The organism is Nonomuraea sp. NPDC002799 (assembly GCF_053592075.1).
In genome coordinates this window covers 81847-102571 of sequence record NZ_JBSFVA010000007.1, presented here as the reverse complement: position 1 = coordinate 102571, position 20725 = coordinate 81847, and the positions used below count along the sequence as shown (strand labels likewise).

17 protein-coding genes, 1 pseudogene and 1 riboswitch are annotated in these 20725 nt (G+C 70.9%); of the genes and pseudogenes, 6 read left to right on the top strand and 12 right to left on the bottom strand.

All coding sequences use genetic code 11. From position 1 onward, the window contains the following. Nucleotides 1-122: 122 nt before the first annotated feature. The gene (locus ACWD0F_RS15890) at nucleotides 123-1361 is read right to left on the bottom strand and encodes an RNA polymerase sigma factor (protein ID WP_449875917.1); all 1239 of its coding nucleotides are present in this window, start codon (nucleotides 1359-1361) and stop codon (nucleotides 123-125) included. Nucleotides 1362-1479: 118 nt separating this feature from the next. Further along, a complete protein-coding gene (locus tag ACWD0F_RS15885) occupies nucleotides 1480-1911 on the bottom strand; it encodes a YciI family protein (RefSeq protein WP_449875915.1) in 432 nt (143 codons plus the stop codon). A gap of 944 nt (nucleotides 1912-2855) precedes the next feature. Between ACWD0F_RS15885 and ACWD0F_RS15880 the strand changes: the two genes are divergently transcribed. Both ACWD0F_RS15880 and ACWD0F_RS15875 read left to right on the top strand, forming a co-directional pair. Beyond that, nucleotides 2856-3080 (top strand): hypothetical protein, encoded by a 225-nt coding sequence (locus ACWD0F_RS15880; RefSeq protein WP_449875913.1) that lies wholly within the window; start codon nucleotides 2856-2858, stop codon nucleotides 3078-3080. A gap of 179 nt (nucleotides 3081-3259) precedes the next feature. After that, nucleotides 3260-4237, top strand: coding sequence for a hypothetical protein (locus ACWD0F_RS15875; RefSeq protein WP_449876331.1), 978 nt, complete (start codon nucleotides 3260-3262; stop codon nucleotides 4235-4237). A 153-nt stretch (nucleotides 4238-4390) separates the two neighbouring features. Here ACWD0F_RS15875 and ACWD0F_RS15870 read toward each other — a convergent pair. Next, nucleotides 4391-4840: pseudogene (locus ACWD0F_RS15870) on the bottom strand (LysR family transcriptional regulator); the annotation flags it as partial. Between the two features lie 58 nt (nucleotides 4841-4898). Here ACWD0F_RS15870 and ACWD0F_RS15865 point away from each other — a divergent pair. Further along, nucleotides 4899-5726, top strand: coding sequence for an alpha/beta fold hydrolase (locus tag ACWD0F_RS15865; RefSeq protein ID WP_449875911.1), 828 nt, complete (start codon nucleotides 4899-4901; stop codon nucleotides 5724-5726). A gap of 71 nt (nucleotides 5727-5797) precedes the next feature. Here ACWD0F_RS15865 and ACWD0F_RS15860 read toward each other — a convergent pair whose 3' ends face one another. The 3 genes from ACWD0F_RS15860 to ACWD0F_RS15850 all read right to left on the bottom strand — a co-directional run bounded on the left by ACWD0F_RS15860 (nucleotide 5798) and on the right by ACWD0F_RS15850 (nucleotide 8613). Beyond that, a complete protein-coding gene (locus ACWD0F_RS15860) occupies nucleotides 5798-6496 on the bottom strand; it encodes a CHAP domain-containing protein (protein ID WP_449875909.1) in 699 nt (232 codons plus the stop codon). Nucleotides 6497-6508: 12 nt separating this feature from the next. Beyond that, nucleotides 6509-6646: riboswitch (cyclic di-AMP (ydaO/yuaA leader) on the bottom strand. A 117-nt stretch (nucleotides 6647-6763) separates the two neighbouring features. Further along, nucleotides 6764-7717 carry a Gfo/Idh/MocA family protein gene (locus tag ACWD0F_RS15855; protein ID WP_449875907.1) on the bottom strand — a complete coding sequence of 318 codons (954 nt, stop codon included), beginning with the start codon at nucleotides 7715-7717 and terminating at the stop codon, nucleotides 6764-6766. 74 nt (nucleotides 7718-7791) lie between these two features. Next, nucleotides 7792-8613, bottom strand: a complete 822-nt coding sequence (locus tag ACWD0F_RS15850; RefSeq protein ID WP_449875905.1) for an aldo/keto reductase — start codon at nucleotides 8611-8613, stop codon at nucleotides 7792-7794. A 98-nt stretch (nucleotides 8614-8711) separates the two neighbouring features. On the opposite strand from ACWD0F_RS15850, the gene ACWD0F_RS15845 reads away from it, so the two are divergent. Together ACWD0F_RS15845 and ACWD0F_RS15840 are read left to right on the top strand one after the other, a co-directional pair. After that, nucleotides 8712-9656: a hypothetical protein gene (locus ACWD0F_RS15845; protein WP_449875903.1), complete on the top strand. Its 945-nt coding sequence runs from the start codon at nucleotides 8712-8714 to the stop codon at nucleotides 9654-9656. A 2-nt stretch (nucleotides 9657-9658) separates the two neighbouring features. Next, nucleotides 9659-10831: a DUF6716 putative glycosyltransferase gene (locus tag ACWD0F_RS15840; protein WP_449876319.1), complete on the top strand. Its 1173-nt coding sequence runs from the start codon at nucleotides 9659-9661 to the stop codon at nucleotides 10829-10831. An 83-nt stretch (nucleotides 10832-10914) separates the two neighbouring features. Here ACWD0F_RS15840 and ACWD0F_RS15835 read toward each other — a convergent pair whose 3' ends face one another. From ACWD0F_RS15835 to ACWD0F_RS15810, 6 genes are all read right to left on the bottom strand, one after another. After that, nucleotides 10915-12150: a polysialyltransferase family glycosyltransferase gene (locus ACWD0F_RS15835; protein ID WP_449875901.1), complete on the bottom strand. Its 1236-nt coding sequence runs from the start codon at nucleotides 12148-12150 to the stop codon at nucleotides 10915-10917. Then, nucleotides 12151-13131 (bottom strand): glycosyltransferase family 2 protein, encoded by a 981-nt coding sequence (locus ACWD0F_RS15830; RefSeq protein ID WP_449875900.1) that lies wholly within the window; start codon nucleotides 13129-13131, stop codon nucleotides 12151-12153. It lies immediately after the preceding gene. 27 nt (nucleotides 13132-13158) lie between these two features. Beyond that, the gene (locus tag ACWD0F_RS15825; RefSeq protein ID WP_449875898.1) at nucleotides 13159-15195 is read right to left on the bottom strand and encodes an N-acetylneuraminate synthase family protein; all 2037 of its coding nucleotides are present in this window, start codon (nucleotides 15193-15195) and stop codon (nucleotides 13159-13161) included. Nucleotides 15196-15341: 146 nt separating this feature from the next. Next, nucleotides 15342-16160, bottom strand: a complete 819-nt coding sequence (locus ACWD0F_RS15820) for an SAM-dependent methyltransferase (protein WP_449875896.1) — start codon at nucleotides 16158-16160, stop codon at nucleotides 15342-15344. Nucleotides 16161-16208: 48 nt separating this feature from the next. Then, complete coding sequence (locus tag ACWD0F_RS15815) at nucleotides 16209-17564, bottom strand: sensor histidine kinase (RefSeq protein WP_449875895.1); 1356 nt, start codon at nucleotides 17562-17564, stop codon at nucleotides 16209-16211. A gap of 64 nt (nucleotides 17565-17628) precedes the next feature. Then, nucleotides 17629-19122 carry a glycoside hydrolase family 13 protein gene (locus ACWD0F_RS15810; protein ID WP_449875893.1) on the bottom strand — a complete coding sequence of 498 codons (1494 nt, stop codon included), beginning with the start codon at nucleotides 19120-19122 and terminating at the stop codon, nucleotides 17629-17631. 340 nt (nucleotides 19123-19462) lie between these two features. On the opposite strand from ACWD0F_RS15810, the gene ACWD0F_RS15805 reads away from it, so the two are divergent. Next, on the top strand, nucleotides 19463-20713 hold the full coding sequence (locus tag ACWD0F_RS15805; RefSeq protein ID WP_449875892.1) for a NosD domain-containing protein: 1251 nt from the start codon (nucleotides 19463-19465) through the stop codon (nucleotides 20711-20713). Nucleotides 20714-20725: the final 12 nt, after the last annotated feature.

The window sequence follows — 20725 nt, the reverse complement described above, 5'->3', positions numbered from 1 at the left end:
CCCCGCTCCGCGCGGGTGCAGTACTCTCGTCCCACGGCGGGGCGCCGGCCGGTCGTCCGCGAGCACGGGGAGGCCGGTCGTCCGAGAAGCATGGGGAGGAGCACCAGGGGAGCGCAGGGGCGTCAGCAGGCGGCGGCGCGTTCCCTCAGCAGAGCTCGTTCGCGGGCGTTGCGGGTCAGGGCGGCCGCGCGCTCGAACTCCGCGCGGGCCTCCGCTCGCCGCCCCAGCTTGAACAGCAGGTCCCCGCGTACGCTCGGCAGCAGGTGATACTCCTTGAGCGCCGGCTCGTCCACGATCTGGTCGAGGAGTTCGAGGCCGGTCGCGGGTCCGTACGCCATGGAGAGCGCGACCGCCCGGTTGAGCTCGACGATGGGGGATCGGGACGTCCTGGCGAGCGACTCGTACAGGGCGGCGATGCGTACCCAGTCGGTGTCCTCGGGGCCGGCGGCCCGCGCGTGACATGCGGCGATGGCGGCCTGCAGGGTGTAGGGGCCGAGTGTCCCGGCGAGCTTCTCGGCGTGGTCGAGCGCGGCCAGGCCGCGCCGGATGAGGAGCTGGTCCCACCTTGCCCGGTTCTGCTCCAGCAGCAGGATCGGCTCCCCGGACGAGCTCACCCGGGCGGCCGACCTGGACGCCTGGATCTCCATGAGCGCCACCAGCCCGTGCACCTCCGGCTCCTTCGGCATCAGGCCCGCCAGCACCCGGCCCAGCCGGAGCGCGTCCTCGCACAGCGCGGGGCGCATCCAGTCGTCGCCGGCCGTCGCCGAATAGCCCTCGTTGAAGACGAGGTAGATGACCTCCAGCACGGCCGCCAGCCGGGCCGACAACTGCGCGCCCTGCGGCACCTCGAAGGGGATCCGCTGGTCGGCCAGCGTGCGCTTGGCCCGCACGATCCGCTGGGCCACCGTGGACTCCGGCACCAGGAACGCCCGCGCGATCTCGTCGGTGGTCAGGCCGCCGAGCACGCGCAGCGTCAGCGCCACCCGCGCCTCCTTGGACAGGGCGGGATGGCACGCGGTGAACACCAGCCGCAGCAGATCGTCCTCGATCTCGTCCGGCTCGGGCGGCCGCTCCTCGGCGCTCTCCAGCCGGTGGCCGAGCTCGGACAGGTTCCGTTCGAGGCGCTCGTTCCTGCGGATCAGGTCGATGGCGCGGCGCTTGGACACCGTCATCAGCCAGGCGCCCGGGTTGCGCGGCACGCCGGACTCCGGCCACTGCTCCAGGGCGGCGACCAGCGCGTCCTGCGCCAGCTCCTCGGCCAGGCCGACGTCGCGCACCAGCCCGGCGAGCCCGGCGATGAGCCGGGGCGCCTCGATGCGCCAAACCGCTTCGATCGCGCGATGCGTGTCTGAAGCCACCACCGGCTCATGAGAGCAGCACCCGGCCCCGCGGCGCAACCCTGCCCGCCACCCGCCCGCCCGGTCACCGCAGTCCGGTCGGCCGGCATCGCCCGGTCGTGGCGTCCGCCCGGCGTCAGCGTCAGGAGTCGGCGCGCAGCCGCTCCCGCAGCGCCTCCTCGTACTCGCGCACGTTCGCCGGCATCGAGTCGTCAGGCAGGTCGGAGGCGTCGAACAGCTGCCAGACGTCCAGCCCGACCCCTTCGTGCCCCGGCGGCACCGGCACCCGCAGGGCCCACTCGATGGCCTCCTCGCGTGACTTCACCTGGATCAGCCAGAATCCGGCGATGAGCTCCTTGGCCTCGGTGAAGGGCCCGTCGATGACACTCGCCCGGCCGCCGCTGTAGGAGATCTGCGCTCCCCGCGAGCTCGGATAGAGCCCTTCGCCCGCCAGCAGCACCCCCGCCTTGGTCAGCGACTCGTTGTAGGCGTGCATGTCGTCGACGAGTTCCTGGCTGGGCAGCACCCCCGCCTCGGTCTCCGCGTTGCCCTTGCCCACGATCATGAACTTCATCGGTGTCGCCTTCCTGTCGTCCCGAACCGGCCGTACGACCGATCCCGGCAACGCGTCGAACGCCGGCGTCGCGGATCGACACGGCCCGCGAAACAATCCTCGTCCGGCGAAGAGCCGGGCGGCGACGCCGCCCAGAACGTACTGGAGTCCGGTCTCCGGCGGCCACCCCCCGGTCCGCCGGCGCTGTACCTGTCACAACCGGCTGGTTTCCTCGTCTTATGGGTGTGCCGGATTCTGGTGCCGAGAGACATTGACCGGACATTCAGCGGTCATTTGCCCGGAAGGCCATCCTTCGCGGACGCCGTCCCTCTTTAGGCGCGCGTCATGGAATTCGTTGTCGACAACCCGAGATGACGCTGGAGACTGTTGCCGGGACACCGGACGAGCGGGTGATCCGGCACTAGGCGCTGAACGACGAGGCCGGTCGCCTCTGGGCCACCGCGTGTGGCGAGCTCACCCGCCGGCGCCCAGGAGCGTTTAACCGGGACACATTCGACCTGAATCTGCGCACGGGGCGAAGCAACACCCGGACGATGTCTTCTGGGCATGCTTTCACCGGAAAGAGACGGTGGAACCGGAAGCGGAGCAGGCCGGCTTCATTCACGAACACCTTTTGGGTCACCACTGGGTAATGGGCGGTGTGCCCGGTTCGTGCTGCCGCCAGGCCCCGGCGAGGCGGGTGGGGACGGCGATGCCGCGCAGGGTTGTGATCTTGCCGTCGCTCATTCAAGATCCGAAGCCATCATCGCGAATTGTTACGAGCTATTGACGCTAAGTAATCAGTCCGAGAGGATGGGCTGCCAGATGATCAACGAGAGAGGCTGACCATGTCCAGGCGCATCAAGAAGCTCGCGGCTCTTCTCGGGGCCTCTGTCGTCCCCCTGCTCGCTGCCACTCCAGCCAGTGCCGAAGTCCACACACAGTGCGGCACGTATATCTGCGTCATGACCGCGCACCACAACCGGTTCGTCCAGGACATCACCGTCAGGACCAGGGACGGCCTCCCCGGGACGCTCCGCGCCTACTGGGGCAATTTCCACTCCCCGAAGGTGAACGCCGCGTCTCATCGGTGGGCGGTGGGCTACGAGCAGGCGCAGGCGAAGCTGGTCTGTGGCGGTCTTGAGCGCGACGGCCGATCGATCGAAGACGGGATCTGCGTCACGATCTGATCCGCCCGGCGTCCCTCTTCGTACAGTCCCGAGAGTGCCAGGCCGGCGGCACCTCGGTGATCTTCCAGCAGGTCGGCGACGCCGCCCCCGCCCGCCACTGAGCGATCACGTCCGGGCCCCGTGGCCCGTTGCCGCTCTGGGGTCGCTTACGGTATTGATCACGCATGTCGTTGATAAGGGTGATCCGGGCGTTCCTTGATGCGCTCGACAAGACCTCGCGGATGCGGCTGGGGAGGTCCTGGGACGACCCAGCGCTGGAACAGGTCTTGCCGCAGGTGAAAGCCGGACGGCTGGAGTCCGGGCTGGACCTGATCGGCCAAGCGCGCGGCGACAACGAACGGCGAGCGCTTCGCGTCGAACAGCTGGCGATCGCCGCCGCCTCACATACGGAGGCGTTGGCTCGGCTGGCCGGGGACAACGCCGACGGGCTGCTCTGGCTTGGCGCCGCGCGCATTCAGCAGGCATGGGCGATTCGCGGCGGGTTTTCCGCCGCGTACGTGGGCGAGGACCGCTTCGTCCGTTTCCTGCAGGTGCTGTCGAGCGCGGCCGGCCCGCTGCAGCAGGCCGCCGAGGAGTTGCCGGACGATCCCGTGCCGTGGGACCGGCTGCAGTGGCACGGGATCGGCATGCAAGCAGGCAGGCAGGAGCTCGACCGTATCTGGACGGAGCTGACCGCTCGCGATTCCCAGTTGTACCTCGGACATTACGGCCGAGCTCAGGCACTGTGCGCGAAATGGTACGGCTCTGACGAACAACTGCTCGCCTTCGCCCGAAAGGTGACGGCGTCCGCGCGTCCGGGCGACCCGGTGACCGCCATGGTGCCGCTGGCTCACTTCGAGATCGTGTGGAGTGAGATCAACGGCACTGAGCAACCTGCTCAGGGCCTCCTGGAGGCCTACTTCGGCAGCTCCGACGTGGCGGACTCGCTGATCGAGGCGGCCGGCAAATGGCGTGACGGCAGCCGGCCACATCCGCGCGCCTTGGACGCCATGCACTTGTTCGGCGCCGCGTTCTACTTCGGCGGGCACCTGACCCGCGCGCAGCGCATGCTGGCGGACGCGGGCAGGCGCATGCCGGAGATCTTGCCGTGGTCGGCTGCGTCTCCCCTGCCAGGGCGCCGCTACGCCCGCGTGCGCCGGGACCTGGGGCTTTCGTAGGCGTGCGCCGCGGTCCTGCTGGTGGCGAGCATGGCCGGGCCCGCCCGCCGTTGGTGATCCGGACAGTCCGTAGAAATCTACAATGTAAAGGCGGCGTGCGGGAACGACGGCCACCATGTCGTGCGTGCTGAGCGGGATGGTGTGCAGGCCGGGCGCGGGCAGGGTGACCACGCCCACCTCGGCGGCCCCGGCGCGCAACCAGGCGCGGATGTCGTCGTCGACGCCTTCGAACAGGCGAACCCGGACCTGCGGGTAGCGGTCGGTGAAGGCGCGCAGCAGCCGGGCGACGAGCGTCCCGGTGGCGCTGGGCAGGCTGGCCAGGCGCAGCTCCCCGGTGACCTGTCCGGCGGCGGAGGCGACGTCGGCGCGGATGAGGTCGAAGTGCCGCAACGTCTCGCGGGTGCGGTCGAGCGCCCGGCGGCCGGCCTCGGTGAGGGCGATGCCGTCTCGGTGACGCACGAACAGGGGCGCGCCGAGCTCGCGTTCGAGGGTGGCGATGGCCCGGCTGACGGCGGGCTGCGACATGCCGAGGTGCTCGGCGGCGGCGGTGAAGCCGCCGTGCCCGGCGACCGCGACGAGCACTCTGAGCTGCGCCAATGTCATGCCGACATACCCTAACTGGTATTTGACCACGCCATGATCAGCACCCGATCGTTATGCCATGGGCAAGCGAATGACGATCGAGGTAGACGGCCGGCAGGCCGGCTTTCTGACGGCGGGGGAGCGGGGCCCGGTGGTCCTGCTGCTGCACGGCACCTACTGGAGCCGGGTCTGGCAGCCGGTGCTCGGCGACCTGGCGGCGGCCGGTCTGCGTCCCGTCGCGGTCGACCTGCCGGGGCTGGGGCGTTCGGCAGGGGAGCTCACGGCGGCGACCGCGACCGTGCCCGCGCTGGCGGAGTGGGTGGGGCGGTTCGCCGCCGCGTACGCGTCCGTCTCCGGGGCCGGCGAACCGCTGGCGGTGGCCGGGCACGACATCGGCGGCGCCGTCGCCCAGCACCTGCTGGCCGGCGGTTTCGTGGGCCGGCTGGCGCTGGTGAACTCGGTCCTGTACGACTCCTGGCCGGTGCCCGGCGTGGCCCGCTTCCGCGACCCGGCCGTGGTGGCCGCCACGACCGTGGCGGAGCTGCTGGCCGCCCGGCGCACGGCGGTGACGACCGCCCTGGGCCGCCCGGCCTCGGAGGCGGAGCTGGCCGGCTATCTCGACCCGTGGAACGACCCGCGGGTCTGCCGGTCGTGGATGGCGCTGGCGGGCGCGGCCGACAGCCGCTACACCCTCGACCTCGTGCCCGCGCTCAAGGCCGATGAGAGGCCGAAACTGCTGGTGTGGGGCGAGGACGACACCTTCCAGGAGGTACGGCACGCCGAACGGTTCGCCGCCGAGATGCCGAACACCAGACTCGTCCGCATCCCGCGGGCCGGTCACATCCCGATGGAGAACGACCCCGCCGCCGTCGCCCGCGCACTGGCCGGCTTCTTCCTGGAACGGTGACCCCGGTGCCGGGTGAACGCGGAAGAGCGCGCGTCCCGGGTGGGACGCGCGCTCTTTCTACCGAAGTGCGATCAGGCGCGGTAGTCGGGGTAGCCGTAGCCGACGACCTGGCCCTTCGGCCGGACCCGCTCTTCGACGGCGCCGTTGCCGGTGTTACCCTCGATGGTGGAGATGGTGCCGTTCTCGTTGTCCTTCACGACGAACCCGACGTGCTGGATGTCGTCGATGTCCTTGCTGCCGCTCCAGGAGAAGAAGACGACGGCGCCGGGCTTGGCGTCGGTGCCGAAGCGGTGGTTGGCCTTGAACCACTTGGCGTGGGCGACGGTGTAGGCGTCCCAGCCGACCTGCGGGCGGGCACCGGTCTGCTCGCCGACCCAGGACACGAACATCGAGCACCAGGCGGCGTTCAGGTAGGCGGCGCGGTTGCCGCCGTCACGGGCGATGGTCTCGGCGGCGCGCTTCGAGCCGGCGTACCACTCCTGGAACTTGGTGCCGCCGCCGTTGGCGTTCTCCGAGGTGCCGACCTGAGATCTGGCGAAGTCGAGAACCTGCGCGGCGGTGACGTTGACCGTGGTCTCGTCCTTGGCGGCCTTGCGGGCGGCCAGGGCGGTGTCCGGGTGCCTCGCGGCGGTGGCCGCGGCGGCTCCGGTGGCGGCGTCGGCGCTGGCCGTGGCGGTGTGGGCTCCGAACGCGGAGGCGGCGATGGTGGCGCCGAGGAGGGCGCGGGCGATGGTGGTCTTCGGGGCAGAGAGGATACGGTGTTTGGCCATCGAGGGGGTTACTCCTTGCTTCCATGCCGCTTACCGGGTTAGCTGACGGGTTCGGGCGTGGAAGCTGCCCTACGGCACCGAAGTGCCGATTCACCCCAAAGGACATGGGTCCCCGGTTCCGCCCAGGGGCGGATTCAGCGGTCACAGGACGTTCCTGTGATGTGTCATGCGATGGTTGGACATTTCCGGACAAACCGGACGTATGCCACGAGATGCCTCATAAGGTAATACATGCGGCAAGAGGATTACAAGTGGATAAAGCTTCCGCTAGGCAAGTTGCCCGCGAGCGTCGGCCAGAAGCCCCATCATGGCAAGGGATTCGTCAAGGGGCATGATCGAACTTTCGGTCCTGCCCTCGGCCGTGGCCGCGCGGACCTCGCGGAGCTCCCCGGCGTATCCGTTGTCCGCCGGATCGAGCACGAGCTCTTCCGGCTCCATGGAGGGCCCGGTGAGGAGAATCCGCTGCGGGGCCCAGAACGGCGCCTGGATCTCCGCCCGCATCTGGGTGCCCACGACACGGGCGTCGTTCGGGTAAGTCGCGAGCAAAGAGGTCTCCACCAGGGCCTTCCTGCCACCCGGATAGAGCAGCACGCCGCCCGCCTCCGCGTCCACCCCGTTGGGCGCCAGTGACCCGGTGATCCGCAGGTCGTCGGGCATGCCAAGGAGGAGCTGAGCCAGGCCGAACGGGTAGATCCCCAGGTCGAGCAGGGCGCCGCCGCCCAGTTCCGGCGCCCACAGCCGGTGCGCGGGATCGTAGGGCAGGGTGAAGCCGAAGGAGGCCTGCACCGAGCGGAGCTCGCCGAAGCGCGGATCGGCCGCCACCCGCTGGATGAGCGGGTTGAACCGCATCCACATGGCCTCCATCAGGAACACGCCCGCCTCCCGCGCCAGGCGTACCATCTTCTCGGCGTCGGCCAGGGTCGCGGCCAGCGGCTTCTCGCACAACACCGCCTTGCCCGCGGCGATGGCGGCCTCGGCGACCGCCAGGTGCTGGGCGTGCGGCGTGGCCACGTAGATCGCGTCCACTGCCGGGTCGGCGCACAGCCGCTCATAGGAGTCGTAGGCCGACTCCGCGCCCAGCGTCGCGGCCAGGTCGCGCGCCCGGCCCAGGTCCCTGGAGCCGACGGCGCCGACACGCATCCCCGGCTCCGCCACGATGGCCGCGCCCACGGTCCGAGCGATGCCGCCTGTCGCCGCTATTCCCCACGTAAATTCTCGCACGCGGGAGATCGTAGACGTTTTCCGGCCATAGCGGTCAGAACGGGTCCATATCTGGTGAGGCTTTGGGGCCCAGGTCAGGTCATGTTGAAGGTGGCCGGGTCGGGCCCGAGGCGTTCACCCTTGTTCATCGCGCCGATGGCGGCCATGTCCTCGGGGTTGAGGACGAAGTCGAAGACGTCGATGTTCTCGGCGATCCGCGACGGGGTCACGGACTTGGGAATGACCACGTTGCCGAGCTGGATGTGCCAGCGGAGCACGATCTGCGCGGGTGTCTTGCCGTGTTTGCCCGACAACACCGCCAGCGCCGGATCGCCGAGCAGACCCTTGCCCTGGCCGAGCGGGCTCCACGCCTCCGTCAGGATGCCGTTGGCGTCGTGGAAGTTCCGCAGCTCCCGCTGCTGGAAGTAGGGGTGCAGCTCGATCTGGTTGATGGACGGGGTGATGTCGGCCTCGTCCATCAGCCGGGTCAGGGCCTGGACGGTGAAGTTCGAGGTGCCGATGGCCTTGGCCCGCCCGTCACGGTAGATCTTCTCCATCGCCCGCCACGCCTGCACGTACTTGTCCTGCTGCGGCACCGGCCAGTGGATGAGGAAGAGATCGACGTAATCGAGGCCCAGCCTGGCCAGGCTCTCGTCGAAGGCCTCACCGGCGCGGCCGTGGTCGCCGTTCCACAACTTGGTGGTGACGAACACCTCCTCGCGCGGCAGCCCGCCACCGCGCACGGCGCGCCCGACCCCCTCCTCGTTGTCGTAGGCGGCGGCCGTGTCGACGTGCCGGTAGCCCTTCTCGAAGGCCGTGCGCACGGCCTGCTCGGCCTCGTCGCCGGGAACCTGCCAGACGCCGAACCCGAGCTGCGGGATGTGCACGCCGTCGCTGTTGAGCATGAGCGAATTCATACCCTCCATTGTTCACACACCGTTTCTGAGCGCTTAAGTCGGCGGGGCTAGCTTGAAGCGGACATGAACGGGCCATCACCTGGCTGGGAGGGCAACGAGTGGTCGGACAGGCGTCGGCCTGGGTGGAGTCCCCGCTCCAGATGCTGTGCGCCGTCGAGGCTCATCATGCCGGGCTCCTCGGGGCCACGACGACCGTCGTGCCGCGGGCGGGGCTGCGTCCGCTGAAGGCCACCCGCCGTGAGCTGCTGTCCCTCGGCCTGCCCGGCGGCCTGGAGCTGGGCGAGCCGCGCGAGCGCATGCCCCGGCGCGTGCGGGCCGTCGGCGACGCCTTCTCCGGCAGGGTGCAGCTCCGCTGGCTGCTCTCCGGCCCCGGCCGCATCGTCATCGTCGACGACGGGCTGGCCACCCTGCGCCTGCTGGAGCTGCTGGCGGCCGGCCCGTTCCGGCCGCTGCTGCGCGCCCGCGCCACGCCCACCAGGCTCCGCGCCACGCTCGGCGTGGCCGCCGCGCTGAGACTGCGCCTGAGCAGGGTCTCGGTCTTCACCGCTCTGCAGGTGGACAAGGATCTGGAGGACGCCGTCCGCCGCGCGGGCGTCGACCTCGTCCGTCACGACTTCCCCTGGTTGCGCTCCCAGCCGCCCAGCGCCGAGGGCCCCGCCGAGCGTACGGTCGTCCTCGGCACCTCACTGGTGCGCAACGGCCTCGTGCATCGCGACCGTTACCTGCGCTGGCTGACGGACCTGGCCTCCCAGGAGCCGCTGGCCTACTACCCGCACCGCCGCGAGGACCCCGTGGACCTGGCCCTGATCCGGGAGCGTCCCGGCATCACCGTTCACGAGGCCGGCGCGCCCGCCGAGCTCACCCTGCGCGGACTCGGCGCCGGACAGCGCGTGCTCAGCCTCCCCTCGACCGCGATCACCTCGCTGCGGGTGCTGCTCGGCCCGCGTGGCGTCGCCGTCGAGCCCGTAGACGTTCCCGATGACTGGTGGACCAGCAGGGCGGCGCCCGCCCTGCGCTCGCATCTGACTGGAGTGCCCGGTTGAAAGTGTTGGCGATAGCCGACTCCGACTCGTATCTGAAGTGGGCCTCCTGCCTGCTCGACGACCTGCCCGCGGGCTGCGTGACGGAGCTGGTGGTGGTGCGCACGCCGATCGCGCCCTCCCCGGAGCAGATCGCCGCCGCCGTCGGCGACAGGGAGCCGCCGCCGTTGTTGTCGGCGCGCTCCGTGCGCAGGGCGGCGGAGCGGACGCGGCCCGACGTGATCCTCGTGGCCTGTACGGGGCCGGTCGTGGACGTGCTGGTGGCCGAGGTGCTGGCCGGTCTGCGGCCCCGGCCGGTGTTCGTCAGCGGGCTGCCCGGCATCTCGGTGCCGGCGACGGAGAAGGCGTGGGTGTTCCGCAGCGGGTGCGACCTGTTCGTGGTGCACAGCGAGCGGGAGGTGGCCGAGTTCTCCCGGATCGCGGCCCAGCTCGGCGGGGGAGGGGCGGTGGGCCTGGCCCGGCTGCCGTTCCTGCGCCCGCGCTCGGGCGTCCCGAATGCCCTGGCGGGCGGGAACCGGGTGGTGTTCGCCACGCAGGCGAAGGTGCCGCGTGAGCGCGAGCAGCGCGAGCGCATCCTGTCGTCGCTGGCCGGCCTGGCCGGGCGCCGTCCCGACCTGGACGTGGTGGTCAAGCTGCGCGCGCTGGAGGACGAGCGGCAGACGCACAACGAGCGCCACCACTACCAGCGGTTGTGGCGGGAGATGGGCGAGCCGGGGCGGCTGGCGTTCGAGGCCGGGTCGATGCACGACCAGCTCGTCCGCGCGGCCGGGTTCGTCACGGTGAGCTCGACGGCGGCGCTGGAGGCCATCGCGCTGGAGGTGCCGTCGCTGGTGCTGGGCGACTTCGGCGTGAGCGCGGAGATGATCAACCTGGTGTTCGAGGGCAGCGACCTGCTGGGCACCCTGGACGACCTGGCGGAGGGCGATTTCCGCGCCGCCTCGGCCGCCTGGTGCGCGGCCAACTACTTCCATCCGGCGGAGCGCAACGACTGGGCGGGCCTGCTGGCCGGGCTGGTGATCGCCCGGCCGCGGGTGCCGGCCAGGTCGTTGCTCGACGGGCCCGAGCACGCCGCCGCGCGCCGCCGGGCCAGGCTGCGGGTGGAGGTGCATCCCTCGATGTTGCGCGCGGGCTACCGCGCCAAGCGCCGGATGCGCCGCTACCTCAAAGCCCTGAGCTGAACGACGCGCCGGCTCGCGGCCGGGGACCCGAAGTCCTGAGCCGGCGAAAGCCCGGCTCGCGGCCCGGGAGCCGGGAGCCGGGCTCAGATCGCTGAGCGGATCTTCCTGCGGAGCCGGGAGAGCGCGGTCGGCCGCTCCGCGAAGCCCAGTGTCTCCAGCCGCTTGCGCTTGAAGTAGCGCGCGTCGAACTCGATGCCCGCCGGCCGCAGGTCCGGGTAGGTGTCGGGCTGCATGCAGTAGCCCACCGCCCGGACCAGCTCCGGCAGGTCCACGGGCGGCGGCGGGTCGATCACGCCGTCGGGTGCCAGCCGCGGCAGTGACGCGTGCACGACGGTGGCCGGGATCCGGTTGCTGTTCTCGTACGGGGCGAGCCGGTCGAGCACCAGGTCCGCGCCCAAGGAGGCGACCGGCAGCCCGAAGTAGCGCCGCGCGGTCACCAGCCCGGTGGAGAAGCAGCCCACGACCAGCTCCGGCCGCAGCGCGGCGAAGCACACCTCGGCGGGCACGCTCTCCCCGGCCACCGACAGCCGCACGCCCAGCGGCGCGGCCGCGGCCCGCAGGAGCTGGGCGTGCCGGCGGCCGGCCGCCGGATGCGGCTTGAAGACGACGTCGGTGTGGCCGCGGGCGACCAGCGCCCTGAGCATCGTCTCGTGCAGCCCGGCCTCCTCCTCCGGCGTGACGATCTCCAGGGCCGACAGGTACTGGCCGAGGATGACGGCCTGGCCGGCCATCATGTCCGGGGCGGTGGCGGTCACCTCGCGCACGATCGACAGGAACCGTTCGCCGGGCAGGACCTCGGGCGCGACGCCGTACTCGCTGAGCAGCAGCGGCGTCAGGCCCGGCACCAGGTCCAGGTGGATCAGCCGGTCGATGCGGCGGAAGATCTCGGCCGGCAGCGGGTCGCGCGTCGGGCCGTAGCTCATGAGCCCGTCGGAGTAGACCGTGATGGGGCAGTCGCGCACCAGCCCGGCGATCGTCCGCGCCGGCGGCACCGCGATCGACTCCAGCACCAGCTCCTCGACCCCGTCGAGGCGCAGGTGGGCGCCGATGAGGCGCTCCATCATCGGCACCTCGATGATCCGCGCCCGCCAGTCCGACGGGTGCAGCGGCGCGATGATGTCGTTCCAGGAGTGCACCTGCTCGAAGCGCGAGCGCAACACGGCGAAACCGGGCGTCTGGTCGAGCGGCGCCGAGACCTCGGGGATCGCCGCGTTGTTCGACACGATGAGAACGCGGGGGCCTTCGCCGAAACGCCCGTCGTCGATGGCGGCGGCCAGCGACATCGCCCCGAACAGCGTCGAGGCGTAGAAGACCTTCACCTAGGACTCCTCCCGGTCACGGCGGACCCGGACGTGCGGACTGGGGGGCAGGTCGGGCACCAGGGCCCTGAGCGTGCTCTCGCGTTCGACGGACATCCGCGCCACCGCGTCGGACACCAGCTCCGGAGGCAGCGAGCGCACCATCTGCGCGCCGCGCTCCTCGAAGCGGGCGCGCAGCGCCGGAGTGAACCGCTCACCGATCTCCAGATGGTGGGCCAGCAGCGCGCAGAAGTTGCGCGCCGCCTTGGGCAGGAACTCCGGCTCCAGCTCCTTGAGCACCAGCTCGAACGCGTCGAAGAAGTGCAACTGGCGCTCGTCGCCGACCTGCGTCAGCGATCCCGGCACCAGGCGCCGGTAGAACAGCCCGGCCAGCGACGCCACCGCGAACGTGGCGGCCTCCCGGTGCAGCCGCCAGATCCACGGCCGGTCCTCGGCGGTGTGCAGCGACCCGGGGAAGTGCAGCAGGTCGCCCAGGGAGCGCCGGTAGATCCCGGCCCAGGCGTAGGGGTAGTCCACCATCGTCCGCACGCCGGCGGGCAGGATGGCCTCGCGAGGGTCGAGCACCGAGCCCCGCCGCGCCAGCGGAGCCCGGTGCACCACCCGTTTGCGGCCCTCGACCTGCACGTGGTCCACGCGGACGAAGTCGCAGCCGAGCCCGTCGATGGCGGCCACGAGCCGGGCCAGGTAGCCGGGCGCCAGCCAGTCGTCGCCGTCCATGAACGTGACGTACCGGCCGGACGCGGCCGCCAGCCCCGTGTTGCGCGCGTCGGCCAGCCCCACGGGCACGGGGTTGCGCACCACGGTCAGCCCGGGCAGATCATCGGCGAAGTCGCCGATGATGTCGCCCGTGGCGTCCACGGACCCGTCGTTCACGACGATGAACTCGAAGTCGTGCCGGGCGTTGCGGCGCAGCGAGGTCAGCGCGTCGGCGATGAACCGCTCGCCGTCCCGGATCGGGACGACGACCGAGAGCGTGATCAAGGTGTGTCTCTCCTGGCGGACGAGCGGTCAGACGGTCACCCGGCGCAGGCGGGCCTTCGGGGCCTCCTCGCCGGGGAAGACGCGCTTGACGCCGTCGCCCAGGGCCTGCTCGATGATCCGGATGTCGCGTACCAGGTGCTCCAGCCCCGACGGCTCCAGCGAGGCGGCGTGGTCGGAGCCCCACATGGTGCGGTCGAGCGTGATGTGCCGCTCCACGCAGACCGCGCCGAGCGTGACGGCGGCCAGCGAGATCTGCAGGCCGCGCTCGTGCCCGGAGTAGCCGACCGGGACGCCGTAGCGCTCCTTGAGCGTCGTGATCGTGCGCAGGTTCGCCTCTTCGGGCGGCAGCGGGTACGTCGACGTCGCGTGCATCATGATCAGCTTGTCGGTGCCGAGGATCTCCACCGCCTGGTCGATCTCCGACAGCGTGGACATGCCCGTCGAGAGGATGAGCGGCTTGCCGGTGGCGGCCAGGGCACGCAGCAGCTCGTGGTCGGCCACGCTCGCCGAGGCGATCTTGTGCACGAGGACGTCCATGTCCTCCAGGAACTCCACGGACGGCGCGTCCCACGGCGAGGCGAACCAGTGCAGGTTGCGCTCGTCGCAATATTTCGCGATCTGGCGGTACTCGTCCCGCCCGAACTCGGTGCGCTCCTTGTACTCCAGATACGTCATCTCGCCCCACGGCGTCTGCCTGATCTGGCCCTTCTGCTCCTCGGGCACGCAGATCGCGGGCGTGCGCTTCTGGAACTTGACCGCCTGGCAGCCGGCGTCGGCCGCCACGTCGATGAGCCGGCGGGCCAGGTCGAGGTCGCCGTTGTGGTTGATGCCGATCTCGCCGATCACGTAGACGGGCTCGCCGTCGCCGACCAGCACGTCGCCGATCGCCACCGGGCCCAGTCTGGGCCGCACCCGTGTCTCGGCCACCGCCGGCTCGGGCTTGGCGGCCACCACGCGGTCGCACAGCTCGCGTACGGCGCCGGAGCCGCCGGGCCTGGTCAGCACCACCCGGGCGGCGGCGCGCACGCGCGGGTGCGCGTCCGGCGTGGCGACCGGCCAGCCGACCTCGGCCATCGGGCCCAGGTCGTTGACGTCGTTGCCGACATAGGCCACCCGGGCCGGGTCGAGGCCCTCGATGGTCAGCCAGTCGCGCAGCACCGTGCGCTTCTCGGCCAGTCCCTGCAGCACCGGCACGCCCAGCTTGCGGGCGCGGGCGGCCACGACCGGGTTGTGCTCGGTCGACATGACCAGCACCTTCACCCCGGACCGCTTCAGCAGCGACACGCCCATCCCGTCCGAGCGGCTGACCAGCACCATCTCGCGGCCGTCGGAGTCGACGTAGGCGCGGTCGTCGGTGTGCACGCCGTCGAAGTCGGTGATGACCGCGTCGACGTCGATCGGCTCGGGCTCGTCGATGAACGGGGCGAGCGCGCGCACGAGCTCCAGGTCCTCGGGGTTGTCGACCTCGATGGCGTGCCGGGCGGGCACCGGCTGGACGGCGGTCGTGCCGAAGAAGCGGTGACCGTGCTCGCGCAGGCCGGCGGCGCGCATGACGTAGAAGGCGCCGTTCTCGCGGAACTGGGCCGCCAGCTCCTGCCTGCGCGGCCGGACGGCCGGGTCGTGGTTGATCCCGCCGCCGGCGGCCGTCCAGAGGAACTCGTGCGTGGGCAGCCCCGAGACCACCGAGTCGGCCTCGCCGTCGAGCACCTTGCGCACCGCGGCGGACAGGTCCTCCGGGTTGATGAACGCGCTCGTGCACTGCACGAGCACGACCACCTCGGGCTGCTCCCCGAGCACGTCGAGCGCGTGCAGCACGGCCGACTCGCTGGAGGCGGTGGCGCCGCTCAGCTCCTCGGGGCGGTCCACGACGAGCGCGCCGGCCCGCCGGGCGGTCGCGGCGATCTCCGCGTGGTCGGTGCTGACCACGACCTGGTCCACGAGCTCGGCCCGCAGACAGGCCCGCACCGCGCGGGTGACGAGCGGGACGCCCCCGACCAGGGCGAGGTTCTTCAGGGGTACGCCCGCCGAACCTCCGCGGGCGGGAACTACGGCCAGGACTCGCAAGGTGTGTCTCCTCAGTGCATGGGATTGCACCCAGAAGCTAAAGGGCTGGATTGAACGGCCAGCGTCACCGTCATTAACTTTCCATGGGGATCCGGTAGAGCGACTCTGGCCGGCCCGCTCCGCCGCACCCCAGGGACCGGCTGCTCTCAGGCTTTGCGGCCGATGCCCGCGTAGCCCATGCGGGCCATGTCCTCGTCCACGAAGACGGGGTTGTCGGGATCGGCGAACGGCCACACCATGTGCGGTCCGATCCCCGAGGCCAGGCCCGGCGGGATGAGCTCGAAGTCGCCGAAGAAGGCGGCGATCTCCTTACCGGGCCGCGGGGTGAACGCGGCGTTCGTCTTCTTGTAGAACTCGGTGACCTTGGCCGTCCGCTCGGTGGCGACGTCGTTGCCCACGTGCGAGATCGCCAGAAAGCTGCCCGGCGCCAGCGCCTCGCGGTAGACGGCCACGAAACGTTGCGGATCGTCATCGTCGGTGATCATGTGCAGCAGGAACATCATGAGCACCGCGACGGGACGGTCGAAGTCCAGCAGCCCGCGCACCTCCGGGCTCGCCAGGATCTCCTCGGGCCGGCGGGCGTCGCCGTGCACCATGGCCACCCGGTTCGGATCGGCCAAGATCGCCCTGCCGTGCGTGGCCACCACCGGGTCGACGTCCACGTAGACCACGCGGGCCTCGGGAACGTGGCGGTGGGCCACCTCATGCACGTTCTCCTGCGCCGGCAGGCCGGAGCCGATGTCCAGGAACTGGGTGATGCCCTGCTCGCACAGGTACTTCACCACGCGCCCGATCAGCGCGCGGTTCTCCCTGGTCCCCTCGCGAACCTCGGGCATCACGTTCAAGACCATCTGCGCGAGGTTTCTGTCGGCCTGGAAATTGTCCTTGCCGCCCAGAAAGAAGTCGTACATACGCGCCGCGTTGGGAATGTGGGGGTCTACGCCCTGCGGCGCCTGCTCTGTCATGAATCCATGATCCACGAGATGAGTGCCGCAAATCTACCGGTTCGCCGTTTAGTCGGCTGGAAGTCCCACGGCTGGGAGCGTCAGCACGAACTTCGCGCCGCCCCGGTAGTCCGCGACGCGGATCCGGCCGCGGTGGGCCAGCGCCACGTCCCTGGCGATGGCCAGGCCGAGGCCGGTGCCGCCCGCGTCGCGGCTGCGGGAGGCGTCGAGGCGGGTGAAGCGCTCGAAGATGCGCTCGCGGTCCTCCTCGGCGATCTCCATGCCGTCGTTCTCCACCGCCAGCACCGCCGTGCCGCCCTCCCGGCAGACCGTGACGCGGACCCGGTGCTCGGCGTGCCGCTGGGCGTTGTCCAGGAGATTCGTCAGCACCCTGGCGAGCTGCATCCGCACGCCCTCGACGACCACCCCCTCGGCCAGATCCACCCGGACGGGCAGCTTGTCACTGCGGGTGGCCAGCTCCTGGCGCACCAGGTTGGCGAGGTCCAGCCGCTCCCTGGCCTGGTCCACCCGGGAGCCGATCCTGGCCAGCAGCAGCAGGTCCGTGATGATGGCCTCCAGACGGTCGGTGTCGCGCAGCGCGCTGTCCACCAGCGTCTCCAGCTCGGTGTCCTCGGGATAGAGCTGGGCGCTCTCCAGCTGGGCGCGCAGCCCCGCGATCGGGGTGCGCAGCTCGTGCGAGGCGTCGGAGGCGAACTGGCGCTGCTGCAGCGAGGAACGTTCCAGCCTGGCCAGCGTGCTGTTGACGGAGCCGGCCAGCTCGGCCACCTCGTCCTCGCCCGGCGGCTGGGTGACCCGGCGGCTCAGGTCGCCGGCGTGGACGGCGTCCAGCTCGGCCCGCATGGTCGCCACCGGCCGCAGCGCCCGGCCCGTGACCAGCCAGGTGGCCCACGCGGCCAGCGCGATCAGCACGAACACCTGCGCGAACACCACGATGTCGAGGGTCTTGCCGGCGAGCACCTCCGGCGTGCTGCGGCCGGCGTAGACGAAGGGGGAGTCGGCGAACATGGTCACCCTGACCGCCGTCACGTGCAGGCACTCCGTCGGCAGGCAGTGGGTGGTGCTGACCACGCGGTTCTCGGCGGTCGGGCGCACGTCGCTGATCGGCGGCACGTTCCTGGCGGCGTCGCTGGAGGCCAGCAGGCGCCCGTCGCGGCCGACGATCTGGACGAGGTCGACCGACGGGTCCGGCAGCGGGACGGTGGCGCCCATGGGCAGGGCGCCGCCGCGCATCTCGTACGCGATGCGCTCGGCCGTGTCCCTGGTGTCCCGGAACACGCTCGCCTCCACCAGGGCCTTCGAGGCGACGAGGCCGCCGGCGCCCACAGGGATCAGCACGAGGGCGGCCACGGCCGTCGCGATGAGGGTGACCCGTCCCCGCAGGGATCGGGCCCACAGGGGTACCACTCTCTGAAGCTACCGAGAGTAATTACCCACATATGTCGGTCTAAGGGAAAGATTCTGCCAACCGTCAGCGCTGAATCCAGACCGTGGTGTCGGGCGGGACGGTGCCGTCGCCGGGCATCGGCCCGCTGGACAGCAGCACCTCGCCGGCCACGTCGAGCCGCACCGGCTCCTCGCCCGTGTTGAGCACCACGACCAGCCCGGGGTCGCGCTCGATGGCCAGCACGTCCTTGGGGGAGTCCAGCCAGGTGAGCGTGCCGCCGCCGAGCGCGGGGTGCCGCTTGCGCAGCCGCAGCGCCGCGCGGTAGAGGCTCAGCGTCGAGCCGGGGTCGTCCTGCTGCGCCTCGGCCGACAGCGCCGCCCACTCGGCGGGGATCGGCAACCACGGGTCGCGCCAGCCGAGGTCGCCGGAGCTCGTCCACGGGATCGGCACCCGGCAGCCGTCGCGGCTCTCGCCGCTGCGCCGGAACGCCGGGTCCTGGCGCAGCTCGTCGGGCAGGTCGAGCACCTCGGGCAGACCCAGCTCCTCGCCGTTGTAGAGGTAGGCCGAGCCGGGCAGGGCCAGCATGAGCAGCGTGGCCGCCCTGGCCCGGGCCGTACCGCCGTGGCGGGTGACGTGGCGGGGCTTGTCGTGGTTGGACAGCACCCACGTGGTGGGCGCGCCCATCAGCTCCACTTCCTTCAGCGACTTCTCGATCACCGTGCGGAAGGCCTTGGCGTGGAAGTCGGCGAGCATGAAGTCGAAGTTGAACGCCTGGTGCAGCTCGTCGGGCCCGACGTAGCGGGCCAGGCGCTCCGGCGAGGACACCCACGCCTCGGCCACCGCCATCCGGCCGCCGGGGTAGGAGTCGAGGATCGGCCGCCAATCGCGGTAGATCTCGTGCACGCCGTCCTGGTCGAAGTACGGGACCTGCTCGTCGCCGAGCATCTCGGCCTGGGGCCCGTCCTTCGGCCCCACGTCGGGCAGCCCATCGGCCTTGATCATGCCGTGCGCCACGTCGACCCTGAAGCCGTCCACGCCCCGGTCGAGCCAGAAGCGCAGGATGTCGCGGAACTCCGCGCGCACCTCCGGGTTGTCCCAGTTGAGGTCCGGCTGCTCGGGCGCGAACAGGTGCAGGTACCACTGCCCGTCCTCGACCTGCGTCCACGCCGGGCCGCCGAAGATCGACTCCCAGTCGTTCGGCTCGTCCCTGAAGACGTAGCGGTCGCGCAGCCCGTCCCTGAACCAGGGGTGCTGGTCGGAGGAGTGGTTCGGCACCAGGTCCACGATGACCCTGATGCCCTTGTCGTGGGCGTCGGCGACGAGGGCGTCGAAGTCGCCGAGCGTGCCGAACATCGGGTCCACGTCCCGGTAGTCGGAGACGTCGTAGCCGCCGTCCGCCATGGGAGAGGTGTAGAAGGGGCTCAGCCAGATGGCGTCCACGCCCAGGTCAGCGAGGTAGACCAGGCGGTCGCGCACGCCCTGCAGGTCACCGACGCCGTCGCCGTCGGCGTCGGCGAAGCTCCGGGGGTAGACCTGATACACGACGGCGTCGCGCCACCAGTCGTCGTTGTCCAGCATGGCTGTCCCTCCCCGGATGCCCCGACTTGTCGGGGTGATGGTCTGGAGCAGGATTTCGCGATCTCTCACTCGCGGTCAAGCGCAAGTTGCGGAAAGTTGCACATCTCACCCTCGTGATCGACAGCGGAGCTTGGTGAGGTCAGAGGCCCACCTGGGGATCCAGGCGGATGACAGCGCTTTCGCAAGTTTTGCAAGAACCGCCGGTGGACCTGGCCGGACATGCGAAGTCCGTTCGCTTTTCTGGGACGGACCTTCGTGGCGCACCTGGCGCGTGACGCACCGCCACGCTACGGTGTGTAGTCCTGCCGGTGCACTTTCAACTGGATAGTGGTGTGCCCCTATGAGGTTGCTCTGCGTAGCCGTCGTGGCCTCGCTCCTGCCTGTCGTCCCGGCGGCCGCTGAGGCCGCCGCGGGCACCGCCTACTATCTGGACGCCGTGTCGGGAGACGACGCGGCGTCGGGCAGGAGCGCCGCCCGAGCGTGGAAGTCGCTCGACAAGCTCAACGCCGCCGAGCTCGGACCGGGCGACACCGTCAACATCAAGCGCGGCGGCAACTTCACCGGAAGCCTCACCCTGAGCGCCAGCGGCACCAGGGCCAGGCCCATCGTCGTCCAGCCGTACGGCACCGGCACCTACGCCAAGATCAGCGCCGCGGACGCCGACTGCGTCGTGGTCAGCGGCGACCACTGGCGGATCAGCGGCCTGCGGGCCTCTCGCTGCCGCTGGGCCGGCTTCCAGCTCGACGGTGACGACAACGAGCTGGCCGGCGTGGCGGCCGACCACAACATCGCCGGCGTGCTCGTCACGCCCTCCGGCTCGCGCAACACCATCCGCGACAGCGTCCTGACCGACAACAACAGGATGAGCGTCAACGACGACGGCGGCGACAACGACTCCGGCGCCTTCGGCGTGCTGCTGAACGGCGACGACAACGTGGTGACCGACAACGTCATCACCGGCAGCTACGCCAAGAGCAGGGACTACGGCGCCGACGGGGCCGCCGTGGAGATCTTCGACGGCGACCGCAACCGGATCACCCGCAACACCTCGCACAACAACGACACCTTCACCGAGCTCGGCGCCACGAAAGGCAAGACCGCCACCGGCAACGTCTTCGCCTCCAACGTGGTGACCTCCTCGCTCAGCCGCGGCTCCTTCCTCATCACCCGCGGCGCCGGCCACGTCGTGGGCCCGGTCAAGGGCACGATCGCCGTGCACAACTCGGTCTACCTGCCGGCCAGGAAGACCCTCGGCTGGTCCTGCCACGACGGCTGCGCGCCGTCGATCCTCAAGCTGCGCAACAACGTGATCATCGTCGGCGGGGAGGCCGGCTGGGAGGACGGCGCGGGGGCCGACGAGGGCGGCAGCGTCTACAAGGGGAGCACGTCCGACTTCAAGCTCGGGCCGAAGTCCGTCGTGGCCGACCCGAAGTTCGTCTCCCGAACGAACCTGCGGCTGCGCCCCGGGTCCCCGGCGCTCGGCCGCGGCCTCCGCCTCACCTCCACGTGGTTCGGCGGCAGCGGCTTCGCCAAGGACCGCGCCGGCAAGCCGATCTCCGGCACCCCGGACGCGGGCGCCTATCAGCACTGAGCGCCCTGGCGG